The organism is Arthrobacter sp. 49Tsu3.1M3 (assembly GCF_900168135.1).
In the GTDB taxonomy this organism is placed as follows: domain Bacteria; phylum Actinomycetota; class Actinomycetes; order Actinomycetales; family Micrococcaceae; genus Arthrobacter.
Genome location: NZ_FUZD01000016.1, coordinates 76,302 through 95,305, shown reverse-complemented (window position 1 = coordinate 95,305; position 19,004 = coordinate 76,302). Strand labels below are relative to the sequence as shown.

Sequence of the window (19,004 nt, the reverse complement as noted above, 5' to 3'; positions counted from 1 at the left end):
GGCGGGTTCTAGCGGTCGTTGCAACACCCAGACTTTTGGGAGTTGCAACGACCGTGGTTCGTTTAAGCCGGGATTCATCCCGGCCCGTGCGATATGGGCTAGATCAGAAGAAGGCGTTTTTCGAGGTCTTTGACCGCGTGGGGAGCACGACGGCGGCCGCCAGGGAGCTGGGTTTCAATGCCGCGACATGTGCCGGCTGGGTCCGCAAGGCCGGGCTGAAGAGCCGCGGGAAAACGGGGATCGGGCCGCACCCGGGACGGGAGGAATTCTTCCGGCTGCGCGGGGCCGGTGTCGGTCGCGGGGAGGCCGCCAAGACAGTGGGCGTGCATATCCGCACGGCGCGTGACTGGGACCGCGGAATCCGAAGGTCGAACAACCGCCGCTTTTACCCGGATGGGCGGGTGATCGATTACAAACAGGGAGTGACCACATTCCACTCGCCGGACCCGGGATCCCGGCCCTCGGCCGCGGAGAAGCCCATCGGCCCCCGCTTCCTGTCGCTGCAGGAACGGGAGCTGATCCGGGACCTGTCCGCGGCCGGTACTTCCATGAGAGCGATCGCGCAGGCGATGGGAAGGGCGCCCTCGACCATCAGCCGGGAACTGGGCCGCAACAGCGATCCCCGCTTCGGTTACCTGCCCCACGGCGCACAACGGCAAGCCGCTGCCCGCCGGGCACGTCCCAAAGCGGCCAAGCTGGTCGCCGACCCGGCCCTTCGGCAGTACGTGCAGGACAAATTGGGCCTGGAGTGGTCTCCGGAGCAGATATCGCACAGGCTGGTCACGGACTTCCCCGATGACCAGGAGATGCGCGTGAGCCACGAGACGATCTACCAGAGCCTCTACCTACAGGCCCGTGGCGGACTCAAACGCGAAATCCAGGCAGCCCTCCGCTCCGGCCGTGCCCGCCGCCGGCCCCGCCAGGAACCGGGCCAACGCCAGCCCCGGTTCACAGACCCCATGGTCATGATCTCCGAACGGCCTCCCGAAATCGAGGACCGGGCCGTGCCCGGGCATTGGGAAGGCGACCTGATCACCGGGGCGCTGAACCAGTCCGCGATCGCCACCCTGGTCGAGCGCACCACCCGGTATGTGATGCTCGTGCACCTGACCGCAGACCACGGTGCCGAGGCCGTCCGGGACGGGCTGGTCGCCGCGATGAAGGACCTTCCCGCGCACCTGCGAGGATCCCTGACCTGGGACCAGGGAGCAGAAATGGCGGCCCACAAGTCGTTCAGCCTCGCCACGGACATGGACGTCTACTTCTGCGACCCGGCCAGCCCCTGGCAGCGCGGGTCGAACGAAAACACGAACGGGCTGCTGCGCCAGTACTTTCCCAAAGGCACCGACCTGTCCGTCTACGGTCCCGAAGACCTCGAGCTGGTCGCCCAGAAACTCAACGGCCGCCCACGCAAAACGCTCGGCTGGGAAACCCCAGCCGAGCGTCTGCGTGATTTACTACTACCCACCTAACCAACAGGTGTTGCAACGACCCCTAGAAACCGCCTACCTGCCGGGGGCTTCTTGGTTGCGGTGACCGGTCCGGGCCCGATCGCAACGTAGGGTCTAGCGCCGGCTCGGGTGGGTGGCCAGCAGCCTGTTGATGCGGGCGGCCCAGAAGGGTCCCTCGTAAAGGAAGGCCGTGTAGCCCTGGACGAGGGTGGCGCCGGCGTCCAGCCGTTCCTGCACATCCTGTGCCGTTTCGACGCCGCCCACCGAGATCAGCGTCAGCGCTCCGCCGGTGACGGACTTGAGCCGGGCCAGGACCTCCAGGGACCGCTTCTTCAGGGGCGCCCCGGAAAGCCCTCCTGCCCCGCATGCCTCGACCTTGTCGGGGCTGGAGGCGAGCCCGGTGCGGGCGATGGTGGTGTTGGTGGCGATGATGCCGTCCAGCTTCAGGTCAAGCGCCAGGCGCGCGACGTCGTCGATGTCCTCATCACTGAGGTCGGGCGCGATCTTGACCAGGAGGGGAACGTGGCGGCCGGCGGCCTTGTCCGCCTCCTCCCCCACTGCGGCCAGCAGCGGGCGCAGGGTCTCCACGTCCTGCAGCAGCCGAAGCCCGGGGGTGTTGGGCGAGCTGACGTTCACCACGAGATAGTCCGCTGCGGGGGCCAGGCTGCGCGCGCTGATCAGGTAATCGGACACCGCATCCTCGAGCCCAACCACCTTGCTCTTGCCGATGTTCACCCCGATCACGGGCCGGACGCCGGGGTGCTGGCGCTGCAGGGCGGCACGGGCAGACTTGAGGCGCGGGGCCACCGCCGCGGCGCCGTCGTTGTTGAACCCCATGCGGTTGATGACGGCCCTGTCCTCCACGAGGCGGAAGAGCCGCGGCGCCGGGTTCCCGGGCTGGGCCTGGCCGGTGATGGTGCCGACCTCCACATGGCCGAAGCCGAGCTCCGCCAGCGCCTCGATGCCGTGGCCTTCCTTGTCGAAGCCGGCCGCAAGGCCGAACGGGGACGGGAAGGTCAGGCCGAACGCCTGGGTCTGGAGCGACGCCGCGGGGGCGGTGATCTTCTGCAGCAATCGCCCGGCACCGCAGCTGTGGGCGAGGCGGATGGCCTTGAACCCGATCTTATGGGCGCGTTCGGCGTCCATCCATGAAAAGGCGAGCCGGAAGAATGTGGGATATACGCGCATGCCTCTAGTTTTCCGGTTCGGGCCGCGCAGACCAAACCAGTGCTCTCTCCATCGGCCGTTGTGGCTGCGGCGGCCCCACGCCCCGGGCCCGGCGGCGGAACTGCGCCGGCGGGAGTTAGCATGAAGCCATGACCAGCAATGAGGGTGTCGGAGGGGGCGGCCGTGGGGCTTCGGGTCGCGGGATCGAGGCCGACGTTGTGGTGGTCGGCGCCGGCCTGGCAGGGCTCGTGGCCGCGGCCCAGGCCTATGCCGCCGGCCGCCGGGTGGCGGTGCTCGATCAGGAGCCCGAGGCCTCCGTCGGCGGGCAGGCGCATTGGTCCTTTGGCGGCCTCTTCATGGTCAACACTCCGGAACAGCGGCGGCTCGGGGTGCGGGACAGTGAAGAGCTGGCTCTCGCCGACTGGCATGCGTCCGCGGGATTCGACCGGCCGCAGGACGCCCTGGCGAAGGAGTGGGCGGCGGCGTACGTGAACTTCGCCGCCGGTGAGAAGCGTGCCTGGCTCGCCTCGCTGGGCGTCGGGCTGTTTCCCCTGGTGCAGTGGGCAGAACGCGGCGGCTACGGCCCGGACGGCCACGGCAACACTGTCCCGCGCTTCCACGTCGCGTGGGGCACGGGACCGGCGCTGGTGGCCCCCTTCCTTGCCAAACTGCGCGAGGGCGAAGCCGCCGGGCGGGTGTCCTTCCATTTTCGCCACCGCGCCACCGGGCTCGTGAAAACCGCGGGCCGGGTGAGCGGCGTGCGCGGCGAACTGCTCGAAGCCAGCGGCGCCGGCCGGGGCGAAAGCTCTTCACGACGCCCGGCCGGTACTTTCGAGGCTGCGGCCGCGGCCGTGGTAGTGACAAGCGGCGGCATCGGCGGGAACCACGATGTGGTCCGCAAGCAGTGGCCGGGCGGCGCGGCGCCGGATCGGATGTTGAGTGGCGTGCCGGCATCCGTGGACGGGGATTTCCTCCCGGCCGTGGGCCGCGCCGGCGGACACCTCATCAACGGGGACCGGATGTGGCATTACCCGGAGGGTATCCACAACCATGCCCCGGTCTGGCCGCGGCACGGCATCCGGATCCTGCCCGGACCGTCGGCCCTGTGGCTGGATGCGACGGGACGGATGCTCCCGCCTCCCCTGTTTCCGGGCTTCGATTCCCTCGGCGCCCTCCGCCACATCCTGGCCACGGGACATGCCCATTCATGGTTCGTCCTGAACCGCAGCATCGCGCTGAAGGAGTTCGCGCTGTCAGGATCGGAGCAGAACCCGGATCTCACGGGCAAGGACGTCCGGCGGCTGGTCTCACGGCTGAAGCCCGGCAGCGATACACCGCTGCAGCGGTTCCTGGACCGCGGGGTCGATTTTTTGCAGGCAGCGGACACCGCCGGGCTGGCCGGGCGGATGAACGATTTGACGGGCGGGCAGCTCATCGACCCCGCGGCCCTGGAGCGGCTGATCCGCGACAGGGACCGGCAGTTTTCCAGCGGCATGGGCAAGGATCCGCAGCTGGCGGCGATCCGGGCAGCCCGGCGTTTCGCCACCGACAAGATCATGCGGGTCGCCCCGCCGCACCGGCTGCTGGATCCGCGGCACGGTCCCCTGCTCGCCGTCCGGCTCTCGGTCCTGACGCGCAAGAGCCTTGGCGGTGTGCTTACGGACCTGCAGTCGCGGGTCCTGGATGCCGCCGGGCAGCCCGTGCCCGGGCTGTTCGCGGCCGGTGAAGCCGCAGGGTTCGGCGGCGGCGGAATCCACGGCTACCGGGCACTCGAGGGAACGTTCCTGGGCGGCTGCCTCTTCTCCGGACGTTCCGCGGGCCGGGCCGCTGCGTCCGCGGCCTAGTCCGGGCAGGCACTGAGCAACACAGGAGGAAGTCGATGCAGTGGCGGACCGACATTCTCGGGGATGATTTCCAGGCGTGCACCTTTGAGGCCGCCGGCCCTGACGGCGTGCTACGCACTGCCACCCTGGTCCGCCATACCCCGCTCCCGCCGGCACCAGCGGCGCTGCCGGCCAGGGCTGTGCTGTTCCTGCACGGCTGGAGTGACTACTTCTTCAATGAGGAGCTCGCGGAATTCTGGGCGGGGCAGGGGTTTGAGTTCTTCGCCCTCGACATGCACAACCATGGCCGCAGCCTGCGCCCGGGCACCCACGGCGGCTACGTCGCGGACCTGGACAACTACGACGCCGAAATCACCGCGGCGCTCGGGATCATCGGGTCGCTCAGGCCGGACGGTGCGGCGCCGAAGGTGACGCTGATGGGACACTCCACCGGCGGCCTGATCGCGGCGCTGTGGGCCGACCGGCACCCGGGGATGGTCTCACAGCTGGTCCTGGACAGCCCATGGCTGGAAGTCCACGGCAGCCCCGCCCTGCGCCGGGCCGCGCGGACCATGGTGGAGCCGTTCGCCCGGTTCTGGCCGGAGTCGGTGATCCGGCTGCCCGAGCGGGCCTTCTACTGGCGCAGCATCAGCAGCGCCGCGGAAGGCGAATGGGCCCTGGACGATGCCTACCGTCCGCCGCACGCCTTTCCGATCCGTGCCGGCTGGCTCAGCGCCGTGCTCGCCGGGCAGTCCAGGGTGGCGCGTGGCCTGAACATCGATGTGCCCATCCTGGTGCTCATCTCGGGCGCCAGCGCCAACGGGATGTTCTGGAAGGAGTCTATGCGCCGCACGGACGCGGTCCTGGACGTGAACACGATCGCGCTCCGCGCGCTCAGTCTGGGCCGCACCGTGACGCTGGAGCGGATTGACGGCGCCCTGCATGACGTCTTCCTCTCCGCCCCGCGGGTCCGCGCGGACGCCTACGCCCGGCTGTCCCGGTGGATCAGGGCGTACGTCTGCGACTGACGCGGATCAGCTGACCTGGCCGCCCGCGGCGGGAGCGGCGTCGATGGCTCCGCCGTAGCGGCGGTCCCGCTGTGCGTAGATCTCGACAGCGTCCCACAGGGTCCGGCGGTCCACGTCCGGCCACAGGGTATTCAGGAACACGAACTCGGCGTAGGCCGACTGCCACAGCATGAAATTGGACAGCCGCTGCTCGCCGGAGCTGCGCAGGAACAGGTCAACGTCGGGCAGGTCGGGCTCGTCGAGGAACTTCTGGATGGTCCGCTCGGTGATGGCGCCCGGCTTGAGCCGGCCCTGCGCCACTTCCTCGGCGATCGCGGCGACGGCGTCGGCGATCTCGGCGCGCCCGCCATAGTTGACGCACATGTTCAGGGTGCACGTGCTGTTGCCGCGGGTGTAGTCCTCGGCCTCTTCGAGTTCGCGGATCACCGAGCCCCACAGTTTTGGACGCCTCCCGGACCAGCGGATGCGCACCCCCCAGTCGTCGAGCTGGTTCCGCTGCCGGCGCAGGACGTCCTTGTTGAAGCCCATCAGGAAGCGCACCTCCTCAGGGGACCGCCGCCAGTTCTCGGTGGAGAAAGCGTAAACACTGACGTATTCGATCCCCAGCTCGATCGCGCCGGCCATGACGTCCAGCAGGGCGGGCTCCCCCGCCTTGTGCCCCTCGATCCGGGGCAGGCCGCGCTGGTTCGCCCAGCGCCCGTTGCCGTCCATGACGATCGCCACATGCCTCGGAATGAACTCCGCGGGAATCGCGGGCGGAACAGCGCCGGACGGGTGCGGATAGGGCGCCACCACCGGGGTGGTCCGCCGCCGGCCGTTGGTCTGTTTCGCCTGGCTTTTCTCCAGGTTCTTTCCCAGGCTTCTTCCCAATGCCACTTTTACGTTCGCTCCACATGTTTGAGGGATTTCAGGACTCGCTCCAGGTGCCACTGGAGGTAGCTGGCTACCAGGCCGGCCGCTTCCCGGCGGTGCACGGACGCGGAGGCATCCGCCGTCGTCCAGTTTCCGGTGAGCAGGGCACCCATCAAAAGCACCGTCTCCGGGGCCGGCGCGGGCGATCCCGGCGGCCGGCACCCGTGGCAGACCATGCCGCCGAGCGGCGCGGAAAAGGCGGTGTGGGGCCCGGGCGCACCGCACCGGGCGCAGTCGGTGAAGCTGGGCGCCCAGCCGCCGGTCGCGAGGGCGCGGAGCAGGTAGGAATCCAGAATGAGTTCGGGGGCGTGGTCGCCCCGGCTCAGGGACGCGAGGGCCCCCACCAGCAGGTTGTACTGGGCGGTGCCGGCTTCGCCGTCGACGTCGGTGAGCTTCTCCGCCGTCTCGGTCATGGCGGCCGCCACCGTGTACCGGCCATAGTCCGCGGCGATGTTCCCGCCGTAGGCGCCCTTGGCCACGGCCTGCGTGACGACGTCCAGGGTGCGCCCGGAAATCAGCTGGAGATCGGCCACCATGAACGGTTCCAGCCTGGCGCCGAACCGGCTGCTGGTGCGCCGGACCCCCTTGGCCACCGCCCGCACCTGGCCGTGGTGCTTGGTCAGCAGGGTGATGATCCGGTCGGCCTCGCCCAGCTTATGGGTGCGCAGTACGACGGCGTCATCACGGTAGGCGCGCGCTGCAAAGGATTGTTGGACCACAGTTAATCTTCGCACTGTCTTTACGGAATCACGGCATGGACGGGACCGCCGAGGTTAGCCGAGGTAAAACACGGGGCAAATTACTGCGCCGCCGGAGTGTTCCGGCGGCGCAGTATACGTGGGTTCCACGGTGCCTCATCCGTCTGCGGACGGATCAGGCAGGACGGATCAGGCAGGGACGGATCAGGCGCGGGCGTCCCGGATGGCGCGGTTCACGGCCGAGATGACGGCCTTGAGGGCTGACGTGCTCGTGTTGGCGTCGATCCCCACGCCCCAGAGCACGCGCTCCCCCACGGCGCATTCGACATACGCGGCGGCCAGGGCGCTGCCGCCCTCGGAGAGTGCGTGTTCGCTGTAGTCCAGGACCCGGACGTCCACGCCGTCCTCGCGCAGGATGCTCAGCAGGGCAGCGATGGGGCCGTTCCCGGTCCCGGTCCGGCGGACCTGGGTCCCGTCGATCTTCAGGGCGGCCGTCAGGGTCATGTCGCCGTCTTCGTCCGTCTCGGTGCTGATCGAGCCGAGGGCGTAGCGGCCCCACTGCGTGTCGGCAGAGCCCGAGGGCAGGTATTCGTCCTGGAAGACCTGCCACAGCTGGGGTCCGCTGACTTCTCCGCCGACCGTGTCGGTCCGTTTCTGGATGACGCCGGAGAACTCGATCTGGGCACGGCGCGGCAGGTCCAGGCTGTGCTCGTTCTTGAGCAGGTAGGCGACGCCGCCCTTGCCTGACTGCGAGTTGACCCGGATGACCGCCTCGTAGCTCCGGCCGAGGTCCTTCGGGTCCACCGGCAGGTAGGGGACCTGCCACGTGTAGTCGGCCACGTCCTTGCCCGCCGCGGCGGCGTCCTTTTCGAGGGCCTCCAGGCCCTTCTTGATCGCGTCCTGGTGCGAGCCGGAGAACGCCGTGAAGACGAGATCTCCGCCGTACGGGGACCGTTCGGCGACCGGCAGCTGGTTGCAGTACTCCACCGTGCGGCGGATTTCGTCGATGTCGGAGAAGTCGATCATCGGGTCGATGCCCTGGACGAACATGTTCAGGCCCAGGGTCACCAGGTCCACGTTGCCGGTCCGTTCGCCGTTGCCGAAGAGGCAGCCCTCGATCCGGTCCGCCCCGGCCAGGTAGCCCAGCTCGGCGGCGGCGACGCCGGTGCCACGGTCGTTATGCGGGTGCAGGGACAGGATGATGCCTTCACGCGGGTGCAGGTTCCGGCTCATCCACTCGATGGAGTCGGCGTAGACATTGGGGGTGGCCATTTCCACCGTGGCGGGCAGGTTGATGATGACCTGACGGTCCGCCGAGGCCTCGAAGACGTCGGCGATCGCGTTGCAGACCCGGATGGCGTACTCCAGCTCGGTTCCGGTGAAGGACTCGGGCGAGTATTCGTAGGTGATGTGCGTGTCGGCGAGGGTTTCCTCGTACTTCTTGCACAGCCGCGCCCCCTGCAGGGCGATGTCGAGGATGCCGTCCTCGTCCTGGTTGAAGACCACGCGGCGCTGCAGGACGGACGTGGAGTTGTAGAGGTGGACGATTGCCTGCTTCGCCCCGACCAGGGACTCGTAGGTCCGCTCGATCAGGTGCTCGCGGGCCTGGGTCAGCACCTGGATCGTGACGTCGTCCGGGATGTGGTTGCCCTCGATCAGCTGCCGGACGAAGTCGAAGTCCGTCTGCGATGCCGAGGGAAACCCGACCTCGATCTCCTTGTAACCCATCCGGACCAGCAGGTCGAACATCTTCAGCTTGCGGGCCGGGCTCATGGGATCAATGAGTGCCTGGTTGCCGTCGCGCAGGTCCACGGCGCACCAGCGCGGGGCCTTGGTGATGACTTTGTCCGGCCAGGTGCGGTCCGGCAGTTCAACGGTGATCTGGTCCTGGAACGGGATGTAACGGTGGACCGGCATTCCTGAGGGCTTCTGTGCGTTTCGCATTACAATCGGGGCCTTTTCTGTGATTCTTGGTGAAAGGGTGGCCGGGCAACACAAACTCCGCAGCGAGGGTGGGCCTTGCGCTAGATCGCGTCTGAGGCCTCGCCGCGGCAGCTAAGAAGGAGCAGTTCTGCGCGCACCTTTTCACAGTAACACGGGTGCGTAAGATGAAGGAGCCAGACCACCGTAACGTCCACCATGCAGACCGAGCGCCGGCAAACGCTCCGGGCCGGACTGCCTCTCAAAGGAGCATCCGTGCCACTTTCGGGGATCGATCTGTCCACCATCGACGCCAGCGTCCGCCCGCAGGATGACCTGTACCAGCATGTGAATGGCGGCTGGCTCAAGACTACGGTCATCCCGGACGACCGGCCGCTGGAGGGCACATTCACCGCCCTGCGCGACGCGTCGGAGCTCGCGGTGAAGGAGATCATCGAGCAGGCCGCCGCACGCGGTGCGGAGGCTACCGGCATCGAGCGCAAGATCGGGGACCTGTACAACAGCTTCATGGACGAAGCGGCGGTCGAGGCCAAGGGCCTGGACCCGCTCCGGACGCGGCTGGCGCAGGTTGTCGCGACGACGTCGGTGCCCGAACTCGTGGCGCTGGCCGGACGGCTGTTCCGCGCCGACGTGTCCGGGCTCTTCTATATCTACCCCGCGCCGGATGCAGGAAACCCGGACCGGGTCCTGCTCTACACGGGCCAGGGCGGGCTGGGCCTGCCCGATGAGTCCTACTACCGGGAAGCGAAGTTCGCCCCGATGGTCCAGGCCTACCGTGCACACGTGGGGGCCATGCTGGGGCTCGCGGAGGTTGCCGACCCCGAGGGGGCGGCAGGTCGCGTGGTGGCGCTGGAAACTGCGCTGGCTTCGCACCACTGGGACAACGTGACGTTGCGGAATCCGCAAAAGACCTACAACCTGAAGTCCGCCGCAGAAGCGGCAGAGCTGTTCCCCCTGCTGGCGGACTGGTTCGACGCGGCCGGCATCGAGCCGGAAAAGCGTGCCGAGCTGGTGGTGAGCACCCCCGACTTCTTCTCCGGCGCGGCCTCGCTGCTGGATTCCGAACCGCTGGCGACCTGGCAGGAATGGCTCGCCATGCGCGTGGTCAGCGCTGCCGCCCCGTACCTGTCTTCCGAGTTCGTGGACGCGAACTTCGCGTTCTATGGCACCACCCTGAGTGGTACGCCGCGGATCAAGGACCGTTGGAAGCGCGGCGTCGCGGTGGTCGAGGCGGCCCTCGGCGAGGCGGTTGGGCAGATCTACGTGGCCGAACATTTCCCGGAGGGGCACAAGGCGCGCATGCAGACCCTCGTGGCCAACCTGATCGAGGCGTACCGCGAGTCCATCACCGGGCTGACCTGGATGGGCGAGGCAACCAAGCTCGAGGCCCTGAAGAAACTGGACTCCTTCCGCGCCAAAATCGGCTTCCCGGACAAGTGGATCGACTACTCCGCGGTGGAGATCGACCCCGCCGATCTGCTGGGTAACGTGGAGCGCGCGCACAGCGCCGACGTCGACCGCCACCTCGACGAGGTCGGCAAGCCGGTGGACCGCGAGAAGTGGCTGATGACGCCCCAGACGGTCAACGCCTACTACCATCCGCTCCTGAACGAGATCGTGTTCCCTGCGGCCATGCTGCAGCCCCCGTTCTTCACTGCCGACGCCGATGACGCCGTCAACTACGGTGGCATCGGTGCCGTGATCGGCCATGAAATCGGCCACGGCTTCGATGACCAGGGCTCGCAGTACGACGGCAGCGGCCTGCTGCGCAACTGGTGGACAGTGGATGACCGCACCGCGTTCGAGGCTCTGGCCGCCCGGCTCGTGGCGCAGTTCGATGCCCTCTCCCCCACGGCCGCCCCCGGCCACACGGTCAACGGCAAGCTGACCCTGGGCGAGAACATCGGCGACCTGGGCGGGCTCACCATCGGCTATAAGGCCTACCTGATCAGCCTAGACGGGCAGGAACCGCCGGTACTCGACGGCCTGACCGGGGTGCAGCGCTTCTTCGCGTCCTGGGCCGCGGGGTGGCGGCAGGTCATCCGGACCGAAGAGGCCATCCGCCGGCTGGCGACGGATCCGCACTCCCCGAACGAGTTCCGCACGAACGCCATCGCCAAGAACCTCGACGCCTTCCATGCAGCCTTCGGCGTCACGGACCAGGACGGCATGTGGATGGCACCGCAGGAGCGCGTCAGCATCTGGTGACCCCGGGGGCTCCCTGCAGGCCAATTGCGTCGTGCCGTCAGCTGTGCCGTTAGCTGCGGTTACGTCTTGTGGCGATCCGGTAAACCAAGGTTGTGGGGAACCAGGTCGTGGCCGTCGGAGCGACGATCGCCACCGCCCCGGTCCGGCTTCCCCTCAGCCTCCTCCTTGCGATCTACCGGGTTGCAAGCAGCAGACATGCGTACACGCTTGCGTGAATACACCGGCAGCTGTACTTTCGATTGATGGAGACTCTTACGCATGCCCCGGTGCTGGCACGGTTCGGTTATGCCGTGTCAGACCCGACACGGGCAGAGATTCTGCTTTCCCTCACGGCTGCGCCGTCCTATCCCTCGGAGCTGGCGGATTCTCTCGGGGTTTCCCGGCAGAGCATGTCGAACCACCTGACGTGCCTGCGGGGATGCGGGCTGGTCGTTGCCGCACCGGAGGGGCGCCGGACCCGCTATGAGCTCGCCGATCAGCGCCTCGGCCATGCCCTCAAGGATCTTCTGGGCGTCGTGCTCGCAGTGGATCCGGCCTGCTGCGCACCCGACGGGACGTGCACGCTGTGATGACTTCCCTCCAACTGTCTCCGGGCACGGCCCGCCGCGCCGTCCTCAGCCGCCGGATCCGCCTGTTCGCGGCGGCCACCATCAGCTACAACCTCATCGAAGCCGTTGTGGCTTTGTGGGCCGGGGGTGCGGCCGACTCGTCGGCTCTCCTCGGCTTTGGCCTGGATTCCATCATTGAGGTCGCGTCGGCGCTGGCGCTGTCGTGGCAGTTTTCCACCAACGACCCTGAGCGGCGTGAACACCTCACCTTGGGGATTATCGCCGTCTCATTCTTCGCGCTGGCCGCCTTTGTTTCCGCCGAGGCAGTCAGGTCACTTCTCGGCGCCGGCGAGGCACAGCACTCGACGCCGGGCATCGTGATTGCCACATTGAGCCTGGTGATCATGCCGGTCCTGTCCTGGCTCCAGCGCAGGGCCGGCCGGGAGCTCGGATCACGCACAGCGGTGGCTGACTCCAAACAGACCCTGCTCTGCACGTATCTGTCGGCAGTCCTGCTCGCGGGTTTGGTGCTGAACAGCACCCTTGGCTGGTGGTGGGCCGATGCCGGCGCGGCGCTGGTCATCGCCGCGATCGCCATCCGGGAGGGCATCAACGCCTGGCGCGGCGACATCTGCTGCACGGTCCCCCACACGGCGGCTGACACCCTTCCGGTGGCCACGGAGACGGCCTGCTGCGACGGATGCGGTGCCGCTTCAGCACCTCCAAAGGCCGTCCAACACCCGTGACAAAAAGAAGGCCCCCGTTCAGGAAAATCTGAACGGGGGCCTTCCGGGTTGCCGGGTCAGCGGGTGATCAGTGCCGGGTTGGCCTGCTGGCAAACGGTGTCGCCGGCCGTCTGGTTGACGATGTCCTTGGGCAGCTGCGGGGCAGCGGCGCCGGCGGTCGGCGTCCCGCTGGCGAAGTCACTGCCCAGGTAGACCTGGACCCCGGCAACGCCTGCGGCCGGGAGCACCCGGTCCGGCGCCACACCGAGCAGTGCTGCGACGTCCGCGGCCACGTCAGCGTAGTCAGCACCGTAGTAGACCGCGGTCGCGGCGACGGGCGCAGCCGTCAACTGTCCCACCTGGGTGAATCCGGCGCCCTTGATGGCCTGCATGATCTCCTGGCTTCGGGCCGGAACACCCGAGCCGTTGGCCACGGTCACGGGCTGCAGCGTCTTGTCATAAGCCGGGGCGGTGAGGCTGGGCGTCGGCGTGGCGCTGGCACTCGGGGAGGCGCTCGGCTTCGCGGTCGGATCGGTCAGGTCCACGTCGTTGCGCATGGCGGCGAACAGCTGGGATGCCGCGGGCTCGGCCAGCTGCAGCCGGTTGATGTCCGTTTCGGCCGGGACTGTCGGCGTGGCCACGAAGGCTACCTTGCCGACGTCGATGTTCTTGAGCCGGTTGCCCACGGTCAGCAGCGTCGGCACCGAGGCCAGGCCGTCGTCGATGGTCAGGTTCTTGGTGATCGCGTCCGCGATGCCGAGCATCCGGGCCGGGTTGGTGAGGGTGCCGTCGTCCTTGATTTTCCGGGTCAGCGCGGACAGGAAGCCCTGCTGGGCCTTGATCCGGCCGAGGTCGCCTCCGTCGCCGAAGGCGTGGCGGGTGCGCACGAACGACAATGCCTGCTCGCCCTGGACGGTGGAAGTGCCCTTGGGCAGGCGCAGCTTCGAGTCGGGGTCATATACGGCGTCGCTGACACACACTGACACGCCGCCCACGGCGTTGGAGAGTTCCTTGACGGCGTTGAAGTCGGCCATCATGAAGTGGTCGATCTCCAGGCCGGTGAGCTTGTTGACGGTGTCCACGGCGCAGCCGATGCCGGCCTCGGACATCGCCGAGTTGATCATGACGCCGGTCTGGGCCGGGTACTCCTTGTTGGTTTTCGGATCCTTGCACTTGGGGATGTCGACCAGCAGGTCGCGGGGGAAACTGACGACGTTGACCCGCTTGTTGTCTGCGGAGATGTCCATCAGCATCATCACATCGGAGTGCCCATAGCCGGTCGCGTCATCGCTGGTGCCGTACTGCGAGTTCTTCCCGTCGCGCGTGTCCGAGCCGAGGATCAGGATCTGCATCCGGTCCGTCGAATCGTTCACGGCACCCTCGGTCTTGACGCTGCCGGCGCTCAACGGGGCCTTGGTGAGGTTTCCCTGGAGCCGGATGGCCCAGTAGGCGCCAAAAGCGATCACGCCGACCAAGAGCACGGCCACCACGCCGGTGAAGACCTTCAGCCAGGTGGGGGTCCGGCGGGCGGAGCCGAGGTGGCGGGCCGGACCAACGGCAGGATCGGCCGTGTGCCGGGCAGCGGCGGTTGACCGGGCCGGCGGGGCGGATCCGTCGGCACGGTTGTCACGGGGTCGAACCACTTGTTGAGCCTTCCTAAACGAACGGGGAGTCAGCCCATTTTAGAGTCCGAATCTGAGAAAACGCCGATGGCCACCTCTTGGGAGCGGCGGGAAGGGCCAACGGCCGAAGTAGGGGCCGAAGGACGGTGCTTCTCAGAAGCCCAGTTTGACGAGTTGCTTCGGGTCGCGCTGCCAGTCCTTGGCGACCTTGACGTGCAGGTCAAGGTAGATCCGGGCACCGAGCAGCGCCTCGATCGCCTTGCGCGCGTTGGTGCCGACCTCGCGGAGCCGGGCGCCGCCCTTGCCGATGATGATGGCCTTCTGGGAAGGCCGCTCGACGTACAGGTTGACGCGGACGTCCAGGAACGGGCGGTCCTCGGGCCGGCCTTCCCGCGGAACGATCTCATCGACGACGACGGCCAGGGAGTGCGGCAATTCGTCGCGGACGCCTTCGAGGGCTGCTTCCCGGATGAGTTCGGCGATCATCACCGCTTCCGGTTCGTCCGTCAGGTGACCGTCCGGGTACAGCGGCGGCGACGCCGGCATGTGGCCGATCAGGACGTCGGCAAGGGTGTCGACCTGGAAGCCGTCCGTGGCGGAGACCGGGACGATGTCCTTCCAGCCGTCCTCGCCGAGGACCTCGCGGCCCAGGGCGGCGACGGCGAGCAGCTGCTCGGTGAGGGCCTGGCGGTCGACGGTGTCGGCCTTGGTCACGATCGCGATGATCGGCTTGTTGGGGATGGCGGCGAGCTGGGCGGCAATGAACTTGTCCCCCGGGCCGATTTTCTCGTTGGCCGGCAGGCAGAAGCCGATCGCGTCGACCTCGGCGAGGGTGTCGGCGACCAGTTCGTTCAGCCGCTTCCCCAACAGGGTGCGCGGGCGGTGCAGGCCGGGGGTGTCGACGAGGATCAGCTGGGCGTCGTCCCGGTGCACGATGCCACGGATTGTGTGGCGGGTGGTCTGGGGCTTGGCCGAGGTGATCGCGACTTTTTGGCCGACCAGGGCGTTGGTGAGGGTGGACTTGCCCGCGTTGGGCCGCCCGACCAGCACCGAGAAACCGGCGCGGTAGCCGCCGTAGGCTGCGTCGCCGTCGGACTTATTCTGCTTGCTCACGTGAGACTCCCTGTTGGATTGGTGCGGCCTCGTCGAGGAGGTCTTCAAGGTCAGTTTGTTCTTTTGCTACGGCGGCCGCAATGATGTGGCTGACGCGGTTCCGCCGGCCCTCCAGCCTGTCGGCGCGGAGGGACAGTCCGTGGACCTGGACGGTACTGCCGACAATCGGCACCCGCCCGAGGGCCTTGGCGAGCAGGCCGCCCACGGTGTCTACTTCGTCGTCGTCGAGCTCGAGGTCGAAGAGTTCGCCGAGGTCATCGATGCTCATGCGGGCGCTGACCCGGTAGCTTCCGTCCCCCAGGGCCACGGCCTCGGCGCTTTCGGTGTCGTATTCGTCCACGATTTCGCCGACGATCTCCTCGATGAGGTCCTCGAGCGTGACCAGCCCCGCCGTTCCGCCGTATTCGTCGATGACAATCGCAACGTGCGTGGATTCCTTCTGGAGTTCGCGCAGCAGGTCGCTGACGAGCTTCGAGTCCGGCACGTAGCGGACCTCGCGGGCCACCTCGTCCACGACCGGGGGTTCCTCGCCGGGGCCAAGGTTGTGGAGCGACGCGGCAACGTCCTTCAGGTACACAATGCCCAGGATCTGGTCCGTGTTTTCGCCGATGACCGGGATCCGCGAGTACCCGGAGCGCAGGAACAACGACATCGCCCGGTGCAGGCTGGATCCGGAGTCGATCGTGAGGATATCGGTCCTGGGCACCATGACGGAGCGCACCAGGGTGTCCCCGAAGTCGAAGACCGACTGGATCAGCTCGGCCTCGTTGTCCTCGATCACGTCGGACTCGGTAGCCCGGTCCACGAGTTCGCGGAATTCTTCCTCGCTGAAAAACGCCTCGCTGTCGGCCGGCGCGCCGGGAGCCACGACGCTGCCGAGCCGCACCAGCCAGCCCGGGATCGGGCCGAGCACGGCGTAGAGGGACCGGACCAGCGGGGCGCTGAACCGGACCAGGGCGGCGGAGTGGACCCGGCCGAGCTGCCGCGGGGACACCCCCACGATCACGAAGCCGACCAGCGCCATGATGCCGGTGGCAGCCAGCCCGGCCAGCCAGACGTTGTCCAGCATGCTGTAGAGGAGGACGGTCACGGCGACGGCGGCGGCCATCTCGAACCAGACCCGCCAGAACCGCAGGGCGCGCATGTGCCCCACGGGCTGGGCCAGGATGCGTTTGAGCGAGGTGCCCCTGCTGTTCAGGACCGCCTGCTCGGCGTCGTGCCGGGGCAGGAAGTTGAACGCGGACTCGGCAGCGGTCAGCACTGCGGCAAAGCTAAGGAACACCAGCGCCATGCCGGCGAGGATCAGTGGGGTCACTGAACCGTCTCGGACGGGGCCGCTTTGCCGGTGAAGGCGGTCAGGAGCTCGCGCTGCAGCCCGAACATCTCTTCCTTCTCTTCCGGCTCGGCGTGGTCATAGCCCAGCAGGTGCAGGATGCCGTGCGTGGTCAGCAGCAGCATCTCGTCCTGGGTGGAGTGGCCGGCGTTGCGGGCCTGGACCTCGGCCACCTGGGGGCAGATGGCGATGTCACCGAGCATGCCCTGCGGCGTCGGCTTATCCGGCGTGCCCGGTGTCAGCTCGTCCATGGGGACGGAGAGGACGTCGGTGGAGCCTGGCTCGTCCATCAGTTCCAGGTGCAGCTTTTCCATGGCCGGTTCGTCCACGAGCAGGATGGACAGCTCCGCCTGCGGGTGGATGTAAAGGCTTTCGAAGATGAAACGCGACAGCGCCACGAGCCCGGCCTCGTCCACGACGACGCCGGATTCGTTGTTGACCTCAATGCTCATGCGTGTTCTCCCCGCGTTTCCCGGGCAACGGAGTGCTTGACCCGGTTCCTTTGGACTTCGTCCCAGATGCTGTAGGCGTTGACGATATCCCCCACCAGGCGGTGCCGGACGACGTCGGAGGCGTCCAGGATCGAGAAGTTGACGTCCTCGATCCCCTGCAGGATCTCCTCGACAATCCTGAGCCCCGAGCGGGTGCCGAAGGGCAGGTCCACCTGGGTGATGTCGCCGGTGACCACCATCTTGGAGCCAAAGCCCAGACGGGTCAGGAACATCTTCATCTGTTCCGGCGTGGTGTTCTGCGCCTCATCGAGGATGATGAAGGCATCGTTAAGCGTGCGGCCTCGCATGTAGGCCAGCGGGGCGACCTCGATGGTGCCGGCGGCCATGAGGCGGGGAATGGATTCGGGGTCCATCATGTCGTGCAGGGCGTCGTACAAGGGCCGCAGGTAGGGGTCGATCTTGTCGCTCAGGGTGCCCGGCAGGAAACCGAGCCGCTCCCCCGCCTCGACGGCAGGACGGGTCAGGATGATGCGGCTGACTTCCTTCTGCTGCAGGGCCTGGACGGCCTTGGCCATTGCCAAGTAGGTCTTGCCGGTACCGGCCGGACCGATCCCGAAGATCACGGTGTTGGCGTCGATCGCGTCCACATAGTTCTTCTGGTTCAGCGTCTTGGGCCGGATGGTCTTCCCGCGGGTGGAGAGGATGTTGGTGGTCAGCACTTCCACGGGGTTCTGCAGTGACTGGCTGCGCAGCAGGGAGACGAGCTGCTGCAGCACGGCCGGGGTGATGACGGTGCCTCGGGCCACCAGCCCACGCACCTCGTTGAGCAGACGCATTATGCGCGGCACGTCGGCGGCAGGACCGCTGATCGCGAGCTCGTTCCCCCGGACATGGAAATCGACGGCGGGGAACTGATTTTCGATGAACCTTAGGGCTTCGTCATGGCTGCCCAGAGACTGGACCATCTGCTCTGAGTCGTCGAACAAGACCACCTCCGTCCGCAGCCCTGGTAGGGAGTGGGGAAATTCCCCTGCGGTGCGTTCTCGGGCGCTGAACCGGGCCTTGCCGTTCGCTGCTTCAGTCATGGTGTTGGCCCGCGGGCCTCTGGTCCCCTCCAGTATGAATATGGTCTGTCGCCGTGATCCGTGCCGACGGCGGTTCGCACCGCCCGCGGCCAGGGTCTACGGGTGCTTCCATCTTACGCCAGCGCGGCGCGGCCGACGCCGGAGGGGATCCGGCGCCGGCCGTTACGGGTAGGCGATTCCGAAGACGACCCATCCATCCAGCCAGTGGGCGCCCGTTGCCGGGCACGGCTGTTCCGCGTTGCCAGGTTCGGGCTCCCCCTCCGGCTTCGGTTCCCGTTCGGGTTCGGGCACGGTCATGCCACGCTCTCCAGCGCGCCGGCGCGGGACCCGACGCCCGCGTAGCGTCCCTTGTAGAAGAGCAGGGGCTCAGCGTCGGGGCGGGCGCCCAGGGCGCGGACGGCGCCGACGACGATCGTGTGGTCGCCGCCGTCGTACTCCTGGTGGAGTTCGCAATCCACCCAGGCCAGGGCGTGATCCAGGACGGGGTTGCCCAGCGGCGAGGGAGAATGGCCGACGCCGGCGAACTTGTCCGTCCCCGAGCGCGCGAACTGCCCCGCCAGATGCTGGTGCTCCGCGGCCAGGATGTTCACGGTAAACCGTCCCGCCGCGCGCAGCAGCGGCCAGCTGCTCGATGTCCGTGCGGGGCTGAAAGTGACCAGGGCCGGCTCCAGGGACAGGGAGGCGAAGGACTGGCATGTGAAACCGGCCGGCCCCTGCTGGGTTGCTGCAGTGATCACCGTCAGGCCGGTGGCGAAATGTCCGAGAATGTGGCGGAGTGCCTTCGGGCTGAGATCAGTTTGTTCCGTCATGGCGGGTCCTTTCGAGCGCTGTTAGCCCCAATCAACCACCGCGGACGCGGGTTCCCAAGCCCGGCTGCAACGCACAGTCGCGCAACGAC

16 protein-coding genes are annotated in these 19,004 nt (G+C 67.6%); 6 read left to right on the top strand and 10 right to left on the bottom strand.

Going from position 1 to position 19,004, the window contains the following annotated elements:
- Window positions 1-422: 422 nt before the first annotated feature.
- The gene (locus B5X90_RS15725) at window positions 423-1,472 is read left to right on the top strand and encodes an IS30 family transposase (protein WP_143264752.1); all 1,050 of its coding nucleotides are present in this window, start codon (window positions 423-425) and stop codon (window positions 1,470-1,472) included.
- A 93-nt stretch (window positions 1,473-1,565) separates the two neighbouring features.
- Here B5X90_RS15725 and B5X90_RS15720 read toward each other — a convergent pair whose 3' ends face one another.
- Window positions 1,566-2,639, bottom strand: a complete 1,074-nt coding sequence (locus tag B5X90_RS15720) for a quinone-dependent dihydroorotate dehydrogenase (protein ID WP_079554642.1) — start codon at window positions 2,637-2,639, stop codon at window positions 1,566-1,568.
- A gap of 128 nt (window positions 2,640-2,767) precedes the next feature.
- Between B5X90_RS15720 and B5X90_RS15715 the strand changes: the two genes are divergently transcribed.
- Together B5X90_RS15715 and B5X90_RS15710 are read left to right on the top strand one after the other, a co-directional pair.
- A complete protein-coding gene (locus tag B5X90_RS15715; protein WP_079554640.1) occupies window positions 2,768-4,462 on the top strand; it encodes an FAD-binding dehydrogenase in 1,695 nt (564 codons plus the stop codon).
- A 35-nt stretch (window positions 4,463-4,497) separates the two neighbouring features.
- Window positions 4,498-5,469 carry an alpha/beta hydrolase gene (locus B5X90_RS15710; protein WP_079554638.1) on the top strand — a complete coding sequence of 324 codons (972 nt, stop codon included), beginning with the start codon at window positions 4,498-4,500 and terminating at the stop codon, window positions 5,467-5,469.
- 6 nt (window positions 5,470-5,475) lie between these two features.
- Here B5X90_RS15710 and B5X90_RS15705 read toward each other — a convergent pair whose 3' ends face one another.
- The 3 genes from B5X90_RS15705 to leuA all read right to left on the bottom strand — a co-directional run bounded on the left by B5X90_RS15705 (window position 5,476) and on the right by leuA (window position 9,023).
- Window positions 5,476-6,327 carry an isoprenyl transferase gene (locus B5X90_RS15705; RefSeq protein ID WP_079554660.1) on the bottom strand — a complete coding sequence of 284 codons (852 nt, stop codon included), beginning with the start codon at window positions 6,325-6,327 and terminating at the stop codon, window positions 5,476-5,478.
- 20 nt (window positions 6,328-6,347) lie between these two features.
- On the bottom strand, window positions 6,348-7,100 hold the full coding sequence (recO, locus tag B5X90_RS15700) for a DNA repair protein RecO (protein WP_079554635.1): 753 nt from the start codon (window positions 7,098-7,100) through the stop codon (window positions 6,348-6,350).
- 183 nt (window positions 7,101-7,283) lie between these two features.
- The gene (leuA, locus tag B5X90_RS15695; protein ID WP_028276716.1) at window positions 7,284-9,023 is read right to left on the bottom strand and encodes a 2-isopropylmalate synthase; all 1,740 of its coding nucleotides are present in this window, start codon (window positions 9,021-9,023) and stop codon (window positions 7,284-7,286) included.
- Window positions 9,024-9,275: 252 nt separating this feature from the next.
- Between leuA and B5X90_RS15690 the strand changes: the two genes are divergently transcribed.
- The 3 genes from B5X90_RS15690 to B5X90_RS15680 all read left to right on the top strand — a co-directional run bounded on the left by B5X90_RS15690 (window position 9,276) and on the right by B5X90_RS15680 (window position 12,522).
- A complete protein-coding gene (locus tag B5X90_RS15690; RefSeq protein WP_079554658.1) occupies window positions 9,276-11,228 on the top strand; it encodes a M13 family metallopeptidase in 1,953 nt (650 codons plus the stop codon).
- A 242-nt stretch (window positions 11,229-11,470) separates the two neighbouring features.
- On the top strand, window positions 11,471-11,797 hold the full coding sequence (locus tag B5X90_RS15685; protein ID WP_079554633.1) for an ArsR/SmtB family transcription factor: 327 nt from the start codon (window positions 11,471-11,473) through the stop codon (window positions 11,795-11,797).
- Window positions 11,797-12,522 (top strand): cation transporter, encoded by a 726-nt coding sequence (locus B5X90_RS15680; RefSeq protein WP_079554656.1) that lies wholly within the window; start codon window positions 11,797-11,799, stop codon window positions 12,520-12,522. The genes B5X90_RS15685 and B5X90_RS15680 overlap by 1 nt, the downstream gene beginning before the upstream one ends.
- A gap of 56 nt (window positions 12,523-12,578) precedes the next feature.
- Here the strand turns inward: B5X90_RS15680 and B5X90_RS15675 are convergent, their stop codons facing one another.
- The 6 genes from B5X90_RS15675 to B5X90_RS15650 form a co-directional block, all read right to left on the bottom strand.
- Window positions 12,579-14,144: an LCP family protein gene (locus B5X90_RS15675; protein WP_079554631.1), complete on the bottom strand. Its 1,566-nt coding sequence runs from the start codon at window positions 14,142-14,144 to the stop codon at window positions 12,579-12,581.
- A 132-nt stretch (window positions 14,145-14,276) separates the two neighbouring features.
- Entirely contained in the window at window positions 14,277-15,236 is a 960-nt protein-coding gene (gene era, locus B5X90_RS15670) for a GTPase Era (protein WP_028276711.1), read from the bottom strand.
- Window positions 15,220-16,551 carry a hemolysin family protein gene (locus B5X90_RS15665; RefSeq protein WP_079554629.1) on the bottom strand — a complete coding sequence of 444 codons (1,332 nt, stop codon included), beginning with the start codon at window positions 16,549-16,551 and terminating at the stop codon, window positions 15,220-15,222. Before B5X90_RS15665 ends, era begins: the two co-directional genes overlap by 17 nt.
- Window positions 16,548-17,021, bottom strand: coding sequence for an rRNA maturation RNase YbeY (gene ybeY / locus B5X90_RS15660; RefSeq protein WP_028276709.1), 474 nt, complete (start codon window positions 17,019-17,021; stop codon window positions 16,548-16,550). The genes B5X90_RS15665 and ybeY overlap by 4 nt, the downstream gene beginning before the upstream one ends.
- The gene (locus B5X90_RS15655) at window positions 17,018-18,106 is read right to left on the bottom strand and encodes a PhoH family protein (RefSeq protein WP_028276708.1); all 1,089 of its coding nucleotides are present in this window, start codon (window positions 18,104-18,106) and stop codon (window positions 17,018-17,020) included. The genes ybeY and B5X90_RS15655 overlap by 4 nt, the downstream gene beginning before the upstream one ends.
- A gap of 293 nt (window positions 18,107-18,399) precedes the next feature.
- Window positions 18,400-18,915 (bottom strand): flavin reductase family protein, encoded by a 516-nt coding sequence (locus B5X90_RS15650; protein ID WP_079554627.1) that lies wholly within the window; start codon window positions 18,913-18,915, stop codon window positions 18,400-18,402.
- Window positions 18,916-19,004: the final 89 nt, after the last annotated feature.